We start from the raw sequence: 16,623 nt of genomic DNA, 5'->3' as shown, positions 1-16,623 counted from the left end.
AAAGACCCCGCCATGTGCGGGGTTTTTTATGCTTGCCTGATCTATGCATCTGCCAATGCGGTTGCGGGATAGCGCGCTTTTATCGACCGCGCGAAAGTAGCCGCGGTGCATGCTGCCGCTGTTGGCGGCTTGCAGAAGCCGCCTGCCAAGCGCTTATGTCCGCTGCCTTTGCGGTAATCCCGTTTGAAGCGCAGGCGCCGTCGCGCGCAGTTACATCGTGGCGACGGCGCTTGCTGCTGCAGTTAAGCGTGCTACCGGCGGCACGAGGTCTTACCACTGCACTGCATCTAACTAGCACAGACACTCACGCCGCCCCCAGCTCACTGCAGATCGCGCAGATCCAGCTTACGCAGGCGCGGCGCCTTCCAGGCGGTGGTGGCCACCACGCCTAGAGTAACGCAGCCGCCGATCACCACGGCCGGCACCAGGCCGACCAGGCGCGCCATCACGCCGTCGTAGAACGCGCCCAGCTCGTTGGACGAGCCGATGAAGATGCCATTGATCGAAGAGACGCGCCCACGCATGGCATCGGGTGTCGCCAGTTGCAGGATGGTCTGGCGCACCACCACCGAGACGCCGTCGCACATGCCGTACACCAGCAGGATCGCCGCCGAAAGCCAGAAATGGCGCGACAGCCCGAAGGCGATGGTGCATAGCCCGAAGCCAGCGACCGAGAGCAGCAGCACGCGCCCGGTGTTGCGTTGCAGCGGATGCCGCGCCAGCCAGATGCCGACCACGATCGAGCCCAGCGCCGGCGCGCCGCGCAGGATGCCCAGGCCTTCCGGGCCGTAGTGCAGGATGTCGTGGATGAAGGCCGGCAGCATCGACACCGCGCCGCCGAGCAGCACCGAAAACATGTCCAACGCCATCGCACCCAGCATGATCTGGTTGGACAGCACGAACTGCGCGCCTTCGGCAATGCTGCGGAAAATTGGCGCGCGCGGGCCCTCGCTGACTGGCTCGCTGACCCGTAGCAGCGCCAGTGCCAGGATCGCCAGCATCCCCACGCCGGCAGCTACACCATAGGCCAGCCCCTTGCCGCCCCAGCCGACTAGCACGCCGCCCAGCGCCGGGCCGATCACCATGCCGGCCTGGAAGGTGACGCTGCCGATGCTGGCGCCGCGCGCGAACGCTTCGCGCGGTAGCGCACGTGCAAACAAGGCGTTGTAGACCGGCGACAGGAACGAGCGCGCCGCGCCGGTCAGCGAAATGGCGGCATAGATCGGCCACACCCCTTTCACTGGCAGCCAGCTTTGCGTGAGCGCCAACAGCAGCAGCGCGGTGGCGGTCAGTCCGAGCGCTAAGACCATGCCTAGCCGGCGGCGCGGCAGGTGATCGACCAGGTAGCCGGCAAACGGGGCGATGCAGAAGAACGGCAGGATTTCGGCCAGGCCGATCAGCCCGAGCGAGAGCGGATTGCCGGTGATTTCGTAGATATGCCAACCAACCGTCACCGCCACGATCTGGTACGACAGCATCGCCGCCACGCGGTACAGCAGCACCAGGCCGAAGCCTGGATGGGCAAACAGCGTGCGCAGCGAATCGGCGGGCGAGGATGTGGGCGTACTCACTGCTGCGCGCGCGCGGTGTCGCCAATGAAGGCAAGCATCGCGGCCACGCCGTTGCTGCGGGTTGGCGACAGATGCTTGGCCAGGCCGATCCCGGCAATGTAGTCCGGCTCGGTCGCCAGGATCTCTTGCGCGCTACGCCCGGAGTACACGCGCAATGCGAGATAGATCAGGCCGGAGACAATGGCCGAATCGCTGACGGCATGGAAGTCGAGCCGCTCGGCATTGCCTTCCGGCACGATCCAGACCATCGACTGGCAGCCATGCAAGCGGTGTTCTTCGGTCTTCCACTGTTCCGGGAAGGCGGGCAACTTGCGGCCGAGATCGATCAGGTACTGGTAGCGCTCGGACCAGTCTCCGAAGAAGGAAAATTCCTCGGCAATGGCGGCCTGCGCGTCGCTGGCAGTGGGTTCGAGCGGGAAGGGGGAGGTGGTCATCTAACATCCAGAATCAGTTCGCGAAAAATCCAGGGTCGATCTCGGTCAAGCCCCTCGCCCTCCGGGAGGGGGTGGGGTGAGGGTAAGGGCGCAGCTTCGGTGAAAGTCGATGCGGGTAGCTTCGCTTTTACCTCAGGCAAGTGCACTTGGCTTCGCCTGCACCCTCATCCGCCCCTGCGGGGCACCTTCTCCCGGTTGGAGAAGGGAAAAGAGTCAAGCACGCTTCCAGCGCACGCCCTGCGGCGTGTCTTCCAGCACGATACCTTGGTCGGCAAGTTGCTTGCGGATGGCGTCAGCGCGAGCGAAATCCTTTGCTTTTTTCGCCGCGTTGCGTTCTTCCACCAATGCGGTGATGCGTGCATCGTCGCCAGCGTCGGTGCCGCGCGCGAACCATGCCGCCGGGTCCTGTTGCAGCAACCCCAATGCCATGCCGGCGCCCAGCAACTTTGCGCGCACCGCATGCAGTTCGTTCATGCGCCCCAAAGGTTCGCCGCCATGAACGAGCTCGTTGCGCAACGCGCGTGCTTCCGCCGCGATGCTGGCGATAACCGACAAGGCCAGCGGTGTATTGAGGTCGTCATCCAGAGCGGCCTCCACCTCGGCAGGAATCGTCTTCGAGCTGCCGACATCGCTGCCGCCATCGGCGTCCAGCGCGGCCAGATCGCGCAAAGTGCCATACAAGCGGTCCAGCGTGTTCTTGGCCTGCTCGATCAAACCATCCGACCAATCCAGCGGCTGACGGTAATGCGCGCTCAACAGCGCATAGCGCAGCGCTTCAGGCGGATGCTTGGCGATCAGGTCGTGCACGGTTTCGATGTTGCCCAGCGATTTGCTCATCTTCGCGCCGCTGAAATTGAGCATGCCGTTGTGCAGCCAAAACCGCGCGAAAGTGGCGCCGCCATGCGCGCACTCGCTCTGCGCGATCTCGTTTTCGTGATGCGGAAACTGCAGGTCTACGCCACCGGCATGGATGTCGATGGTGGGGCCCAGATGCGCCGCAGCCATCGCCGAGCATTCGATATGCCAACCCGGGCGGCCGCGGCCCCAGGGCGATTCCCAGCCGGGCAGGTCGTCGCTGGAGGGCTTCCACAGCACAAAATCGCCGGGATCACGCTTGTACGGCGCCACGTCCACGCGCGCGCCAGCCAGCATTTCGTCCGGGTCGCGCCGCGAGAGCTTGCCGTAGTCCTCGAAGCTGGACACCGAAAACAGCACGTGGCCTTCCGCGGCGTAGGCATGCCCGTTGGCGATCAGTTGTTCGATCATCGCCACGATCTGCGGGATATGCGCGGTGGCTTCCGGTTCGATATCCGGCGGCATCACACCGAGCGCCGCCATGTCCTGGCGATAGATGGCGGCGAAGCGGTCGGTAATCGTCGAGATCGGCACGTTTTGCGCCTGCGCGGCGGCGTTGATCTTGTCGTCCACGTCGGTGATGTTGCGCGCGTAGCGCAAGGCGCCGTAGCGTCGACGCAGCAGCGCGCTCAGCACATCGAACACAACCGGACCACGGGCGTTCCCGATGTGTGCGTAGTTGTAAACGGTAGGCCCGCAGACATACAGGGTGGGGCTGGATGGATCGAGCGGCGCAAACGGCTCGACCCGCCGCGTCAGAGTGTTGTGCAGGCGCAGGCTCATCGGCATCCGAAAAAGGGCAATCGCGCGATTCTAGCTGGTTGCGGCGCGATGACGAATCGCCAGCGGACAATAGCGACCGGATGGGCTGCGTTCAGCCCAGGCTGTCGCAAGCTCCATACACTTACGTATTGCCTGGCTGCGCCTCCCTGGTACTGATGCAACCTTCTCCGTTCTTGATGCTGCTGTGTACGTTTGCCTGGCAGGTAATTCCGGCGCATGCGGCAGAAACCGATCCCGAGAACCGGATGGTGTTGATCGAGAACGTGAAACTGGATTACGCGCAGGTGCTCAACGTCGAGCCGGTCTACCAGACCCTGCGCGCCACGCGAATCGAAGAACAATGCGAAGCCGAGCAGGCCGCACAGGCTGCCGCCGCTTCGGCCGAAGACGAGGGCCGCATCAACCGCATGGTGGATTCGGTCAAGGAAATGTTCTCGCGTCGGCCCGAACCGGCCGCGCCCGCCGCGGTGCCGCCAACCAGCACACGGCGCAATTGCAAGGTGGTGGAAGTACCACGCGAGTTCCGCCGGCCGATCGCCTTCGACGTGGACTACGTCTACAAGGGCACCAAATACCGCTCGCGGTTGCCGGAAGATCCGGGCAACCGGCTGCGCATCCGGGTTTCGGTCACCCCATACATTCCCGACGCCATCGTCGCGCCGCCGCGATGAGACGCTTAGCGGTTGCGCCGTGTCCGCATGCGTGCGAGGATTCGCGCCCTATGCAAGCAAACGCCTTTCAGCACGACACCAGCGCCGCCCGGATGGCCTCCGGCATGACCTCGCGTGCCCGCCGACCGGAATCCCACATTTTCGCTGGGTAACCGGAGCGTTTTGCTGTTCCGACGTTGAAGACCCAGCCTACAGGCTGGGTTTTTTCGTTTTGGCGTCACAAAAGTTTCAACCGCAAGAAACGCGCATGTCGCGCATCCCGTCGCTTCTGGCGGACCAACGCAGCAGTAGCAGGCAGCAAAGGATCGATCGATGTCACTGAAGCACTTCTTGAACACCCAGGACTGGAGCCGCGCCGAACTGGACGCGCTGTTGACCCAGGCCGCGTTGTTCAAACGCAACAAGCTGGGAAGCGAGCTGAAGGGCAAGTCGATCGCGCTGGTGTTCTTCAACCCGTCCATGCGTACCCGCACCAGTTTTGAGCTGGGCGCGTTTCAGTTGGGTGGGCATGCGGTGGTACTGCAGCCGGGCAAGGATGCGTGGCCGATTGAATTCAATCTGGGCACGGTGATGGATGGCGACACCGAAGAGCACATCGCCGAAGTGGCGCGCGTGCTGGGGCGCTATGTCGACCTGATCGGCGTGCGCGCGTTTCCGAAGTTCGTCGACTGGTCGAAGGACCGCGAAGACCAGGTGCTCAAGAGCTTCGCCAAGTACTCGCCGGTGCCGGTGATCAACATGGAAACCATTACCCACCCGTGCCAGGAGTTGGCGCATGTGCTGGCGCTGCAGGAATACTTCGGTACGCCAGATCTGCGCGGCAAGAAGTATGTGCTGACCTGGACCTATCACCCCAAGCCGCTCAACACCGCGGTCGCTAATTCCGCGTTGACGATCGCCACCCGCATGGGCATGGACGTGACCCTGTTGTGCCCGACGCCGGACTACGTCCTGGATCAGCGCTACATGGACTGGGCCGCGCAGAACGTGGCCGAAAGCGGCGGCTCGCTGCAGGTGAGCCACGACATCGACAGCGCCTACGCCGCTGCCGATGTCGTGTATGCCAAGAGCTGGGGCGCGTTGCCGTTCTTCGGCAACTGGGAACCGGAAAAACCGATCCGCGACCAGTACCAGCATTTCATCGTCGACGAACGCAAGATGGCGCTGACCAACAACGGCGTGTTTTCGCATTGCCTGCCGCTGCGTCGCAACGTCAAGGCCACCGACGCAGTGATGGATTCGCCCAACTGCATTGCCATCGATGAAGCCGAAAATCGCCTGCATGTGCAGAAGGCGATCATGGCGGCGCTTGCTTTGCAAGGGGGAATCGGGAATCGGGATTAGAGAATCGCAACAGCAACACCCTTGGCCCCCACATGTACGTACTAAGGAACAATGATGAGCGCTGCTTCCACCACTCCCGAATCCCCGATCACGACTCCCGGCACCAAGGACATCGTCCTGGCGTTCTCCGGTGGCCTGGACACGAGCTTCTGCATTCCGTATTTGCAGGAGCGCGGCTATGCGGTGCACACCGTGTTCGCCGACACCGGTGGCGTGGATGCCGAAGAGCGTGAGTTCATCGAGAAGCGTGCCGCCGAACTCGGTGCGGCCAGCCACGTCACCGTGAATGGTGGCCCGGCGATCTGGGAAGGCTTCGTCAAGCCGTTCGTGTGGGCAGGCGAGGGCTATCAGGGCCAGTATCCGCTGCTGGTGTCCGACCGTTATCTGATCGTGGATGCCGCGCTCAAGCGCGCCGAAGAATTGGGCACGCGCATCATTGCGCACGGCTGCACTGGCATGGGCAACGACCAGGTGCGTTTCGACCTGGCAGTGAAGGCGCTGGGCGATTACCAGATCGTTGCGCCGATCCGCGAGATCCAGAAAGAACACACCCAGACCCGCGCCTACGAACAGAAGTATTTGGAAGCACGCGGCTTTGGCGTGCGCGCCAAGCAGCAGGCCTACACCATCAACGAGAATTTGCTGGGGCTGACGATGTCCGGCGGCGAAATCGATCGTTGGGAAGCGCCGGGCGAGGGTGCACGTGGCTGGTGCGCGCCGCGTAATGCCTGGCCGACCGAAGCATTGACGGTGACGCTGAAATTCGTCGAAGGCGAAGCCGTGGAACTGGATGGCAAGCCGTTGCCGGGCGCAAAGATCCTGGCCAAGCTCAACACCTTGTTCGCGCAGTACGGCGTGGGCCGCGGGGTGTACACCGGCGACACCGTCATCGGTTTGAAGGGGCGCATCGTGTTCGAAGCGCCAGGCCTGATTTCGCTGCTCACCGCGCACCGTGCGCTGGAAGACGCGGTGCTGACCAAGCAGCAGAACCGCTTCAAGCCGGACGTGGCGCGCAAGTGGGTGGAGCTAGTTTACGAAGGCTTCTATCACGACCCGCTCAAGACCGATATCGAGGCGTTTTTGAAATCCTCGCAGTCCAAGGTCAACGGCGAAGTCACGCTGGAAACCCGCGGCGGCCGCGTCGATGCGGTGGCGGTGCGTTCGCCGCATCTGCTCAACACCAAGGGCGCAACTTACGCGCAATCGGCTGATTGGGGCGTGGAAGAGGCCGAGGGCTTCATCAAGTTGTTCGGAATGAGCTCGACGCTGTATGCGCAGGTGAATCGCTGAGGTCTGACGGCAAAGCTCCTCTCCCTTCGGGGGAGGGTTGGGTGCCGCAGGAAACCTTCAGGATCGATCATGACGAACGCGTCGCCACGCGCCAGTCAGGGTGAACTACTGCAGTATTTGCTTGCATCGTTCTCCATCTGGGCGCGTGGCGACGCGTTCGACCGGGTTGCTTCTCGACGTTTCGTGATGCGCCCCTCATCCACCCTTTTGGGGCACCTTCTCCCGGTGGGAGACAAGGGCCACCGCGATGGAACCCATGCCCGCACTACGCATCAGTACCGACAAGCAGCAACTCGATCTGCCGTTGATCCATCGCTTCCTCAGCGAGCAGGCGTATTGGTGCCTGGGCATCCCGCTGGATACGGTGCAGCGGGCGATTGCCGGCTCCTTGTGTTTCGGCGGTTATTGCGAGGGCTTAGGGCAAGTGGCGTTCGCCAGAGTGATCACCGACGGTGCCACCTTCGGTTATCTCGCCGATGTGTTCGTGCTTGATGCACACCGTGGGCGCGGCTACGGCAAGCAACTGGTGGCGGCAGTGATGGCCCATCCGCATCTGCAAGGCCTTCGCCGCTTCATGCTCGCCACCTCCGATGCGCATGCGCTGTACGCACCGCACGGCTTTGCCACGCCCGCGCGACCGCAGGCATTGATGGAAATCGCCTATCCCGATCTCTACCGCTCCACCACCACGGCTGCCTCACACACATGACTGACCTGCTCACCTCCACGCTCGACCACCTGCAGGCGCTGGTGTCCTTCGACACCCGTAATCCGCCGCGTGCGATTGCCGCGGAAGGCGGCATTTTCGATTATCTGCGCGCGCAGCTGCCGGGGTTCCAGGTCGAGGTGGTCGATCACGGTGCCGGGGCGGTGAGCTTGTACGCGGTGCGTGGTACGCCGAAGTATCTATTCAATGTGCATCTGGACACCGTGCCGGATTCGCCGCACTGGAGTGCGAATCCGCACGTGATGCGACGCACCGAAGACCGTGTGATCGGCCTGGGCGTCTGCGACATCAAGGGTGCGGTAGCGGCGCTGGTGGCAGCGGCCAACGCCGGCGATGGCGACTCGGCGTTTCTGTTTTCTTCTGACGAAGAAGCCAACGATCCGCGCTGTATCGCGGCGTTTTTGGCGCGCGGCGTGCCATACGAAGCTGTATTGGTCGCCGAGCCGACCATGAGCGAAGCGGTGCTGGCGCATCGCGGCATCAGTTCGGTACTGATGCGGTTTGCAGGGCGCGCCGGGCATGCCTCAGGCAAGCAGGACCCCTCAGCAAGTGCCTTGCATCAGGCAATGCGCTGGGGTGGCAAGGCACTGGACCATGTCCAATCGCTGGCGCATGCGCGCTTCGGTGGTTTGACCGGCTTGCGCTTCAATATCGGTCGCGTCGAAGGCGGCATCAAGGCCAATATGATCGCGCCGGCGGCTGAGGTGCGTTTCGGGTTTCGTCCGCTGCCGTCGATGGACGTGGATGGATTGCTGGCCACCTTCGCCGGGTTTGCCAATCCGGCGGCAGCGCATTTCGAAGAAACCTTTCGCGGGCCGAGCTTGCCGTCGGGTGATATCGCGCGTGCAGAAGAGCGTCGCCTGGCTGCACGCGATGTCGCCGATGCGCTGGACCTGCCGATCGGCAACGCGGTGGACTTCTGGACCGAGGCCTCGCTGTTTTCGGCCGGCGGCTACACCGCATTGGTGTATGGCCCGGGCAATATCGCCCAGGCGCACACCGCCGACGAATTCGTCACGCTGGACCAACTGCAGCGTTACGCCGAATCGGTGCATCGCATCATCAACGGTTCCCACTAAACCGCCCCTGGCGCCTTTCTTCCTCTTTCGATCACGGCAATGTCCCTCCCAGCACAGCCCCACAAACAGACCCGTCAAACCATCGTGCGCCTGCTTTCGAGCATGGCCAGCGCGAAGGAAATCAGCCAGTACCTCAAGCGTTTTTCGCAGGTGGATGCCAAGCGCTTTGCGGTGGTCAAGGTGGGGGGGGCCGTGTTGCGCGACGATCTGGAAGCGCTGACCTCGTCGCTGTCGTTCCTGCAGGAAGTGGGCCTGACCCCGATCGTGCTGCATGGCGCCGGCCCGCAGCTGGATGCAGAACTGTCGGCAGCCGGCATCGAAAAGCACACCGTCAACGGACTGCGCGTGACCTCGCCGGAAGCATTAGCGATCGTGCGCAAGGTATTCCAAGCCTCCAATCTCAAGCTGGTCGAAGCGCTGCAGCAAAACGGCGCGCGTGCGACGTCGATCACCGGCGGCGTGTTCGAGGCCGAGTACCTGGATCGCGACACCTACGGCCTGGTTGGTGAGGTCAAGGCGGTGAATCTGGCACCGATCGAAGCCAGCCTGCAGGCAGGCTCCATCCCGGTGATCACCAGCCTGGGCGAAACGCCCAGCGGGCAGATCCTCAACGTCAATGCGGATTTTGCTGCCAACGAGCTGGTGCAGGAGCTGCAGCCGTACAAGATCATTTTCCTCACCGGCACCGGCGGCCTGCTGGATGCCGATGGCAAGCTGATTGATTCGATCAACCTGTCCACCGAATTCGATCACCTGATGCAGCAGCCGTGGATCAACGGCGGCATGCGGGTGAAGATCGAGCAGATCAAGGATTTGCTCGACCGTCTGCCGCTGGAATCGTCAGTATCGATCACCCGCCCGGCGGATCTGGCCAAGGAACTGTTCACCCACAAGGGCTCGGGCACGCTGGTGCGGCGTGGCGAGCGCGTGTTGCGTGCGACCTCCTGGGACGAACTGGAACTGCCTCGCCTGAAGTCGCTGATCGAATCCAGCTTCGGCCGCACGCTGGTGCCGGATTATTTCGCCAACACCAAACTGCTGCGCGCGTATGTCAGCGAAAACTACCGCGCGGCGGTGATCCTGACTGACGAAGGCCAGTTCGGTGCGGGCAGGCTGACCTATCTGGACAAGTTCGCCGTGCTCGACGATGCGCAGGGCGAAGGTCTTGGCCGGGCGGTGTGGAACGTGATGCGCGAAGAGACCCCGCAGCTGTTCTGGCGCTCGCGTCACAACAATCAGGTCAATATCTTCTATTACGCCGAATCCGACGGTTGCATCAAGCAGGAGAAGTGGAAGGTGTTCTGGTACGGGCTGGAAAATTTCGAGCAGATCCAGCATTGCGTCGCACACTGCGCGACGCGTCAGCCGACCTTGCTGGGCTGAGCGCGATGACTGCCGCCGCCTTGCCACTGCGTTGGCGCGAACTGCCCACCATGCGTGGACAGCATGCGACGCTGGAGCCGTTGCAGGCGGCGCATGCCGATGGCTTGCGTGAGGCAGTGGGCGACGGCGCGTTGTCGCGGCTTTGGTACACCAGCGTGCCTGCACCGGAGCAGGTTGACGCCTACATTGCTACAGCCTTGGCCGCTTGCGCCGATGGTGCGGCGTTGCCATTTGTGGTGCGCGATGCGGCCGGCGACATCGTCGGTTGCACGCGCTATTACGCGCTGGATGCAGCGGTGCCCCGGCTGTCGATCGGCTACACCTGGTACGCACCGCGTGCGCAGCGCAGCGGCGTCAATACCGAAGCCAAGCTGATGCTGCTGCAGCACGCCTTCGAAACGCTGGGCTGCCTGAGCGTGGTGTTCGAGACCAGCTGGTTCAACCACACCTCGCGCGCGGCGATCGCGCGGCTGGGCGCAAAACAGGACGGCGTGCTGCGCAACCACACCCGCCACGCCGACGGTACGCCACGCGATACCGTGGTGTTCTTCATCATCGATACGGAATGGGCCGGTGTGAAGCGGCACTTGCAGTTCCGTCTGGAAGCAAACGCATGACTGTTCAACCAAAGACCATCGGCATTGTCGGCGCCCGCGGGCATACCGGCTCGGAATTGATCAAACTGGTGGCGGCGCACCCGCAGCTGCAATTGAGCTTCGTGTCCTCGCGCGAGCTGGCCGGGCAGCGCGTGGCCGAGCATAACGATGCCTACCGGGACGAGTTGCGCTATGAAAGCCTGGATGCCGACGCAGTCGCCGCCAAGGCTGCCGACGTGGTGATCCTGGCGCTGCCGAATGGCAAGGCAGAACCGTTCGTGGCGGCGATCGACGCTGCAAAGCCGCAGACACTGCTGATCGACCTTTCCGCGGATTATCGCTTCGATCCGGCCTGGTATTACGGCTTGCCGGAGCTGACGCGTGGTAACTACGCCGGGCAAAAGCGCATCAGCAACCCGGGGTGCTATGCCACTGCCATGCAGCTGACCATCGCGCCCTTGCTCGACCAGTTGGCTGGCCCGCCGCAGTGCTTCGGAGTGTCTGGGTATTCGGGCGCGGGCACCTCCCCCTCGGACAAGAACAACCCCGAGCTGCTTGCCGATAACGTGATGCCGTATGCGCTGACCAACCACATGCACGAGCGCGAGGTATCTGCGCAGCTGGGCGTGCCGGTGGAGTTCATGCCGCATGTGGCGCCGCATTTCCGCGGCATCACCATGACTGTCAACATGTGGTTACAGCAGCCGCTGACGCGTGAGCAGATCCAGGCGCGCTATGCGCAGCGGTATGTCGATGAGCCGTTGATCGAGATCGTCGACGAAGCGCCTTGGGTGAGCCGCATTGCCGGCAAGCACGGCGTGCAGATCGGCGGGGTGACGCTGGCGCCCGGCAACAAGCGCGTGGTGGTGGTGGCAACGCTGGATAACCTGCTCAAGGGCGCGGCGACGCAGGCAATGCAGAACCTCAACCTGGCGTTGGGCTGGGGCGAATTGACTGCGATTGGTTGATGCGAATCTCTCGCAAGCGCCCGCACAGTTGTGTGCGGAGATTGAAACTAGACGACTTATTCGAGACGCTTTCCAATGACCAACTTGTTGTGGCAAAAACCCGGCGTTGCCGTTGACGCCAAGATCCAGAGTTTTCTGGCCGGCGACGACGTGATTCTGGATCGCGAATTCTTCCTGTACGACATTGCTGCCAGCAAGGCGCATGCGCAGGGGCTGCAGCACATCGGCATTCTGTCCTTGCAGGAACTGGGCGGCTTGAGCGAACAACTGGATCTGCTGGCGGAAGATTTTCGTAGCGGCGTGTTCGTGCTCGATGAGCAGTACGAAGACTGCCACTCGGCCATCGAGGCGCGATTGACCGAGCGTCTGGGCGATGCGGGCCGCAAGATCCACACCGGCCGCAGCCGCAACGATCAGATCCTGGTTGCCACGCGTTTGTGGTTGAAGGACAAACTGCAGCGTGTGGCAACGCTCAGCGCAGAGATTGCCAAGGTGGCCCTGGACCGCGCGCATGCCGAGGCTGAGCTGCCGGTACCGGGTTACACGCATATCCAACGTGCGGTCGTATCGTCGGCCGGCATGTGGTGGGCGGGGTGGGCGGAAGCCTTCATCGACAATGCCGTGCGCGCCACCGACACCTTGCAGCTGGTGGACAGCAATCCGCTCGGCACCGCCGCCGGTTATGGGGTGAACCTGCCGCTGGATCGTGCGCACACCACTGCCGAACTGGGTTTTGCACGCCTGCAGGTTTCGCCGATCTATGCCCAGCTCTCGCGCGGCAAATACGAACTGGCCGCGCTCGAAGCGCTGGGCAGCGCCACGCTGGATCTGCGCCGCATCGCCTGGGATTTATCGCTGTTCACCAGCGGCGAATTCGCTTTTGTGGCGCTGCCGGCGCAGTACACCACCGGCAGCTCGATCATGCCGAACAAGCGCAACCCGGACGTGATCGAACTGATGCGCGCAACGCATGCCAGTGTAGCGGCGGCGCGCACCGAGATCGAACAGTTGCTGTCGCTGCCGTCCGGTTATCACCGCGATCTGCAGAGCAGCAAGGGCGCAATTGTGCACGGATTCGGCCGCGGACTTGCCGCGCTGGAACTGCTGCCGGCTTTGCTTGCCAATCTGGAATGGCGCCCGGACAAACTACGCGCAGCCATCGATTCGGGCATGTACGCCACCGATGTGGCGGTGGAAGCGGCCGTGGCCGGCGTGCCGTTCCGCGACGCCTACAAGGCTGCAGCCGAGGCGTCCGACACTGCAGGGCAGGGGCGTACACCGGAAGGCAGCCTGGCTGCGCGCGTCTCGCCCGGTGCCGCAGCCGACCTGCAACTGGACGTACTGCGTGCCCGCTGGGAGGCCTTGCGCTGATGGCCGTCATCAGCACCGACACCGCAGAGCATTATCCCTGGGGCGAGGCTTGCAATGGCTGGCCCCTGTTGCGCGATCCCAACCTCAGTGTGCTCGAAGAGCACATGCCACCGGGCGCGTCGGAATTGCGCCATCGGCATAGCCGCGCCCGGCACTTCTTCTATGTGCTGGCCAGCGAGGTGATGCTGAAGCTGGAGGGCGCACAACACGTGCTGCGGGTCGGGCAGAGCTTGCACGTGCCACCGGGCTCTACGCACCAGGTGCACAATCTCGCTGACGTGAAAGCACGCTTTCTGGTGATTTCCGCACCACACGGTCGTGCCGAACGCACACCTGCGGCGGTGCGCAACAAGGATGCAGGCTGATGACGACCCGTTACCTGGTGCTTGCGCTGCGCAAGTCGCATTTTCCTGCCGATGTGGTGCAGCCGCACCTTGAGTTTCTGGATGCGCTGCGCGCCGCCGGGCAGCTCGAATTGACCGGTGGTTTCAGCGATCGCAGCGGTGGCGCGTATGTGCTGGTCAATGTTGCCACGCTCGAAGAGGCGCAGCAGATCGTTGCACACGATCCATTGGTGCTACGCGATGCTTCTGCACTGACCGTGTATGAGTGGAACACGCACTGAGTACGCCGCCGCCATGAGCACACCTGCCAGCACATTGTCGCCGTTTACCGAGCAAGCACTGCCGCCGTGGCGGCGCGCTGTCCTCAAGGTCGGCAGCAGCCTGCTCGCCGCCGATGGCGGTGGCCTGTCGCCGCGCTTCGCGCTGGGGCTGGCGCAGTTCGTTTCGGCCAACCTGGCTGCGGGGCGCGAGCTGGTGATCGTGTCGTCGGGTGCGGTGGCGGCCGGCCGCGCCATCCTGCCCAAAGCTGTGGATGCCGGTGCGCCGATCGCGGCACGTCAGGCGCTGGCGGCGCTTGGCCAGGCGCAGTTGATCGCGCTGTGGCAGCGCTTTTTCGAGCGCCCAGCGGCGCAGGTGCTGCTCACCCATGATGACCTGCGCAACCGTCGCCGCTATCTCAATGCGCGCGCCACCTTGGGCGAGCTGCTGCGGCTGGGCGCGTTGCCGGTGATCAACGAAAACGACACCGTCTCGGTAGACGAGTTGAAGTTGGGCGACAACGACAACCTGGCTGCCATCGTGGCCGCCCTGGTCGATGCCGATGCCTTATTCATCGCCACAGATATCGATGGCTTGTATAGCGCCGACCCACGCAGCAACCCATCGGCGCGGCCGCTCGATGACGTGTCCGAACTCACCCCCGAGGTATTGGCGATGGCGGGTGGTAGCGGCAGCAGTGTGGGCACCGGCGGCATGCGCACCAAGCTGGAAGCCGCTGCAAAGGCCGGTGCGGCCGGTATCGAAACCTATCTGTTCAACGGCCGCAGCGGCGATGTGGTGCGCGCTCTGGCGCAGGATAGGCTGCGCGGCACGCGCATCCATGCTGCGCGTACGCGCATTGCCGCACGCAAGTACTGGCTTCGCCACGCACTGGTGGAAGCGGGCGCGATCCTGGTCGATGCCGGCGCTGCAGCCGCGCTAAGCGACAAGGGCGCCTCGCTGTTGCCGGGCGGTGTTGCCGGTGCTGAAGGAGATTTCCGTCGTGGCGACATGGTGGAGATTCGCCTGCGCAATGACGAGGGCGAACGGTGTCTGGCGCGCGGCGTCAGCCAGTATTCGGCCCTGGATATCCGTCGCATCGCACGCCGCCACTCGCGCGAGATCGAGAGCGTGCTCGGTTACAGCTATGGCGAGAATGTGGTGCATCGCGATGATTTGGTGCTGTTGTAGCGGGGATTTAAGATTTGGGATTGGGGATTCGCAACAGCATGTGCACTGCGTTTCTCAAACGTTGCCTCTCCGTCTCAACGACTGATCCCTTGTGGTGATAAAACGATCTCGCTCGCCTTTGCAAATCCCTAATCCCGACTCCCCAATCCCGGCCCCCAAATGAACATCAAAACGCTCGCTCTCCAATGCCGTGATGCCGCTCACGTGGTGTCGCAACTGTCTGCACAGGCCAAGCGCGCCTTGTTGGAAGCAATGGCTGTCGCGCTGGAAGCTGATGCTGCGGCGATCCTGGCGGCAAACGCGCGCGACCTGGAGGCGGCACGTGCCAAGGGCACCGGTAGCGCGATGCTCGATCGGCTGGCGCTGGACGACAAGCGTCTGGCCGGCATTGCTGCTGCGTTGCGCGAGGTGGCGTTGTTGCCTGATCCGGTAGGCCAAATCACCCGCGAAGATGTGCGCCCCAATGGCATTCGCGTGCAGAAAGTGCGCGTGCCGCTGGGTGTGATCGCAATGATTTACGAGGCGCGCCCGAATGTGACGGCCGATGCCGCAGCGCTGTGCATCAAGGCCGGCAATGGCGTAATTCTGCGCGGCGGCTCGGAGGCAATCCATTCCAATACCGCCATCGCACGCGCACTGCAGCGCGCCATGCGCGAGACCAATGTCCCAGAAGCCGCGTTGATCCTGGTCGAGGATCTGCGCCGCGAGACCATGCTGGAATTGCTGCAGCTCAACGACATCGTCGATCTGGCAATTCCGCGCGGTGGCGAAGGCTTGATCCGATTTGTTGCCGAGCACGCGCGTGTGCCGGTGATCAAGCACTACAAGGGGGTTTGCCATCTGTTTGTAGATGCGTCGGCCAACCTGGAGCTTGCGCTGCGTTTGTTGATCGATGGCAAGGCGACGCGGCCGGCGGCCTGTAATTCGCTGGAGACCTTGCTGGTGCATGCAGACATCGCCGAGCGCTTTCTGCCGCTTGCCGCGCAGGCATTGCGTGAACGCAAGGTGGAACTGCGTGGCGATGCGGTAACGCGCACGGTGCTGCCCGATATCGCGCCCGCCAGCGACGACGACTATGCCGCGGAATTTCTCGATCTGATCCTGGCCATGCGCGTGGTACCGGATCTGGATACGGCGCTGGCGCATATCCGCCAGTACGGCTCGGACCACACCGAAGTCATCGCCACGCAGGAGGCCGGCAATGCGGAGCGGTTCGTGCAGTCGCTGCGCTCGGCAGTGGTGATGGTAAATGCGTCTTCGCGTTTTTCCGACGGCGGCGAACTTGGCCTGGGCGCTGAGATCGGCATCTCCACAACGCGCCTGCATTCCTATGGCCCGATGGGCCTCGAAGCGCTCACTGTGGAGCGCTTCGTGGTGCGCGGTGAGGGGCAGGTGCGGCACTGATCGGCAATGACGCACGTTACGCATGCCGGTTGAGCGCCCTACGCAGCTTCCACGCCTGGACCGGCACCAAGGTCGCGGTTGCCTCGCGGTGATTTGGCCTGCCAGGCGCGGCTGGTCTCCTGGCCTGTAGCCGCGCAATGCGGTGTCGCGTGCCGTTGAGCACAGGCGGCTCTCAGCCAGGAGCCGCCGCGCATGCACGCCGCAGGCTGACACCGCACATCAGGCACGCGCACGTGGTTGCACGCCATCCCGCAGCCACTGCGCCTGGAACCTGCAGCAACCACGACCTTTGACACTCCCCCGGCAGCCTGCCATCTGCCTACAGTCGACGACTGCCCCCCGCACTTTCGGAGT

16 protein-coding genes are annotated in these 16,623 nt (G+C 63.4%); 13 read left to right on the top strand and 3 right to left on the bottom strand.

The window, feature by feature from the left end:
* Positions 1–320 precede the first annotated feature (320 nt).
* The 3 genes from KWO_RS12015 to cysS all read right to left on the bottom strand — a co-directional run bounded on the left by KWO_RS12015 (position 321) and on the right by cysS (position 3,643).
* A complete protein-coding gene (locus tag KWO_RS12015) occupies positions 321–1,571 on the bottom strand; it encodes an MFS transporter (protein ID WP_010382280.1) in 1,251 nt (416 codons plus the stop codon).
* On the bottom strand, positions 1,568–2,005 hold the full coding sequence (locus KWO_RS12010) for a SufE family protein (protein WP_010382278.1): 438 nt from the start codon (positions 2,003–2,005) through the stop codon (positions 1,568–1,570). The genes KWO_RS12015 and KWO_RS12010 overlap by 4 nt, the downstream gene beginning before the upstream one ends.
* 213 nt (positions 2,006–2,218) lie before the next feature.
* Positions 2,219–3,643 carry a cysteine--tRNA ligase gene (gene cysS / locus KWO_RS12005; RefSeq protein WP_017112369.1) on the bottom strand — a complete coding sequence of 475 codons (1,425 nt, stop codon included), beginning with the start codon at positions 3,641–3,643 and terminating at the stop codon, positions 2,219–2,221.
* Between the two features lie 176 nt (positions 3,644–3,819).
* On the opposite strand from cysS, the gene KWO_RS12000 reads away from it, so the two are divergent.
* From KWO_RS12000 to KWO_RS11940, 13 genes are all read left to right on the top strand, one after another.
* Positions 3,820–4,314: a hypothetical protein gene (locus tag KWO_RS12000; protein WP_010382274.1), complete on the top strand. Its 495-nt coding sequence runs from the start codon at positions 3,820–3,822 to the stop codon at positions 4,312–4,314.
* A gap of 312 nt (positions 4,315–4,626) precedes the next feature.
* On the top strand, positions 4,627–5,658 hold the full coding sequence (locus KWO_RS11995; protein ID WP_010382271.1) for an N-acetylornithine carbamoyltransferase: 1,032 nt from the start codon (positions 4,627–4,629) through the stop codon (positions 5,656–5,658).
* A 51-nt stretch (positions 5,659–5,709) separates the two neighbouring features.
* A complete protein-coding gene (locus KWO_RS11990) occupies positions 5,710–6,948 on the top strand; it encodes an argininosuccinate synthase (RefSeq protein WP_010382269.1) in 1,239 nt (412 codons plus the stop codon).
* A gap of 247 nt (positions 6,949–7,195) precedes the next feature.
* Positions 7,196–7,657: a GNAT family N-acetyltransferase gene (locus tag KWO_RS11985; RefSeq protein ID WP_017112371.1), complete on the top strand. Its 462-nt coding sequence runs from the start codon at positions 7,196–7,198 to the stop codon at positions 7,655–7,657.
* Positions 7,654–8,754: an acetylornithine deacetylase gene (locus KWO_RS11980; protein ID WP_010372844.1), complete on the top strand. Its 1,101-nt coding sequence runs from the start codon at positions 7,654–7,656 to the stop codon at positions 8,752–8,754. Before KWO_RS11985 ends, KWO_RS11980 begins: the two co-directional genes overlap by 4 nt.
* Positions 8,755–8,793: 39 nt before the next feature.
* Entirely contained in the window at positions 8,794–10,137 is a 1,344-nt protein-coding gene (locus tag KWO_RS11975) for an acetylglutamate kinase (protein ID WP_010372847.1), read from the top strand.
* A 5-nt stretch (positions 10,138–10,142) separates the two neighbouring features.
* The gene (locus KWO_RS11970; RefSeq protein WP_010382263.1) at positions 10,143–10,754 is read left to right on the top strand and encodes a GNAT family N-acetyltransferase; all 612 of its coding nucleotides are present in this window, start codon (positions 10,143–10,145) and stop codon (positions 10,752–10,754) included.
* Positions 10,751–11,701, top strand: a complete 951-nt coding sequence (argC, locus tag KWO_RS11965) for an N-acetyl-gamma-glutamyl-phosphate reductase (protein WP_010372851.1) — start codon at positions 10,751–10,753, stop codon at positions 11,699–11,701. Before KWO_RS11970 ends, argC begins: the two co-directional genes overlap by 4 nt.
* Before the next feature lie 75 nt (positions 11,702–11,776).
* Entirely contained in the window at positions 11,777–13,072 is a 1,296-nt protein-coding gene (locus KWO_RS11960; RefSeq protein WP_010372855.1) for an argininosuccinate lyase, read from the top strand.
* A complete protein-coding gene (locus KWO_RS11955; protein WP_010372858.1) occupies positions 13,072–13,437 on the top strand; it encodes a cupin domain-containing protein in 366 nt (121 codons plus the stop codon). Before KWO_RS11960 ends, KWO_RS11955 begins: the two co-directional genes overlap by 1 nt.
* Positions 13,437–13,697, top strand: coding sequence for a YciI family protein (locus KWO_RS11950; RefSeq protein ID WP_010382260.1), 261 nt, complete (start codon positions 13,437–13,439; stop codon positions 13,695–13,697). The genes KWO_RS11955 and KWO_RS11950 overlap by 1 nt, the downstream gene beginning before the upstream one ends.
* A 13-nt stretch (positions 13,698–13,710) precedes the next feature.
* Complete coding sequence (gene proB, locus KWO_RS11945) at positions 13,711–14,865, top strand: glutamate 5-kinase (protein WP_017112372.1); 1,155 nt, start codon at positions 13,711–13,713, stop codon at positions 14,863–14,865.
* Between the two features lie 159 nt (positions 14,866–15,024).
* Positions 15,025–16,269, top strand: coding sequence for a glutamate-5-semialdehyde dehydrogenase (locus tag KWO_RS11940; RefSeq protein WP_010382257.1), 1,245 nt, complete (start codon positions 15,025–15,027; stop codon positions 16,267–16,269).
* Positions 16,270–16,623 lie beyond the last annotated feature (354 nt).

The organism is Xanthomonas vasicola pv. musacearum NCPPB 4379 (assembly GCF_000277895.2).
GTDB lineage: Bacteria > Pseudomonadota > Gammaproteobacteria > Xanthomonadales > Xanthomonadaceae > Xanthomonas > Xanthomonas vasicola.
Note: the sequence above shows the minus strand (reverse complement) of the source record. Positions and strands in the feature narration are given on the sequence as shown.

What these genes read in the sequence shown, in the direction of transcription:
- KWO_RS11980 (WP_010372844.1), top strand. Translation starts at nt 7,654, where the DNA reads ATGACTGACCTGCTCACCTCCACGCTCGACCACCTGCAGGCGCTGGTG.
- proB (WP_017112372.1), top strand. Translation starts at nt 13,711, where the DNA reads ATGAGCACACCTGCCAGCACATTGTCGCCGTTTACCGAGCAAGCACTG.
- KWO_RS12000 (WP_010382274.1), top strand. Translation starts at nt 3,820, where the DNA reads ATGCTGCTGTGTACGTTTGCCTGGCAGGTAATTCCGGCGCATGCGGCA.
- KWO_RS11975 (WP_010372847.1), top strand. Translation starts at nt 8,794, where the DNA reads ATGTCCCTCCCAGCACAGCCCCACAAACAGACCCGTCAAACCATCGTG.
- KWO_RS11950 (WP_010382260.1), top strand. Translation starts at nt 13,437, where the DNA reads ATGACGACCCGTTACCTGGTGCTTGCGCTGCGCAAGTCGCATTTTCCT.
- KWO_RS11985 (WP_017112371.1), top strand. Translation starts at nt 7,196, where the DNA reads ATGGAACCCATGCCCGCACTACGCATCAGTACCGACAAGCAGCAACTC.
- cysS (WP_017112369.1), bottom strand. Translation starts at nt 3,643, where the DNA reads ATGAGCCTGCGCCTGCACAACACTCTGACGCGGCGGGTCGAGCCGTTT.
- KWO_RS11960 (WP_010372855.1), top strand. Translation starts at nt 11,777, where the DNA reads ATGACCAACTTGTTGTGGCAAAAACCCGGCGTTGCCGTTGACGCCAAG.
- KWO_RS11955 (WP_010372858.1), top strand. Translation starts at nt 13,072, where the DNA reads ATGGCCGTCATCAGCACCGACACCGCAGAGCATTATCCCTGGGGCGAG.
- KWO_RS12010 (WP_010382278.1), bottom strand. Translation starts at nt 2,005, where the DNA reads ATGACCACCTCCCCCTTCCCGCTCGAACCCACTGCCAGCGACGCGCAG.
- KWO_RS11970 (WP_010382263.1), top strand. Translation starts at nt 10,143, where the DNA reads ATGACTGCCGCCGCCTTGCCACTGCGTTGGCGCGAACTGCCCACCATG.
- KWO_RS11990 (WP_010382269.1), top strand. Translation starts at nt 5,710, where the DNA reads ATGATGAGCGCTGCTTCCACCACTCCCGAATCCCCGATCACGACTCCC.
- argC (WP_010372851.1), top strand. Translation starts at nt 10,751, where the DNA reads ATGACTGTTCAACCAAAGACCATCGGCATTGTCGGCGCCCGCGGGCAT.
- KWO_RS11995 (WP_010382271.1), top strand. Translation starts at nt 4,627, where the DNA reads ATGTCACTGAAGCACTTCTTGAACACCCAGGACTGGAGCCGCGCCGAA.
- KWO_RS11940 (WP_010382257.1), top strand. Translation starts at nt 15,025, where the DNA reads ATGAACATCAAAACGCTCGCTCTCCAATGCCGTGATGCCGCTCACGTG.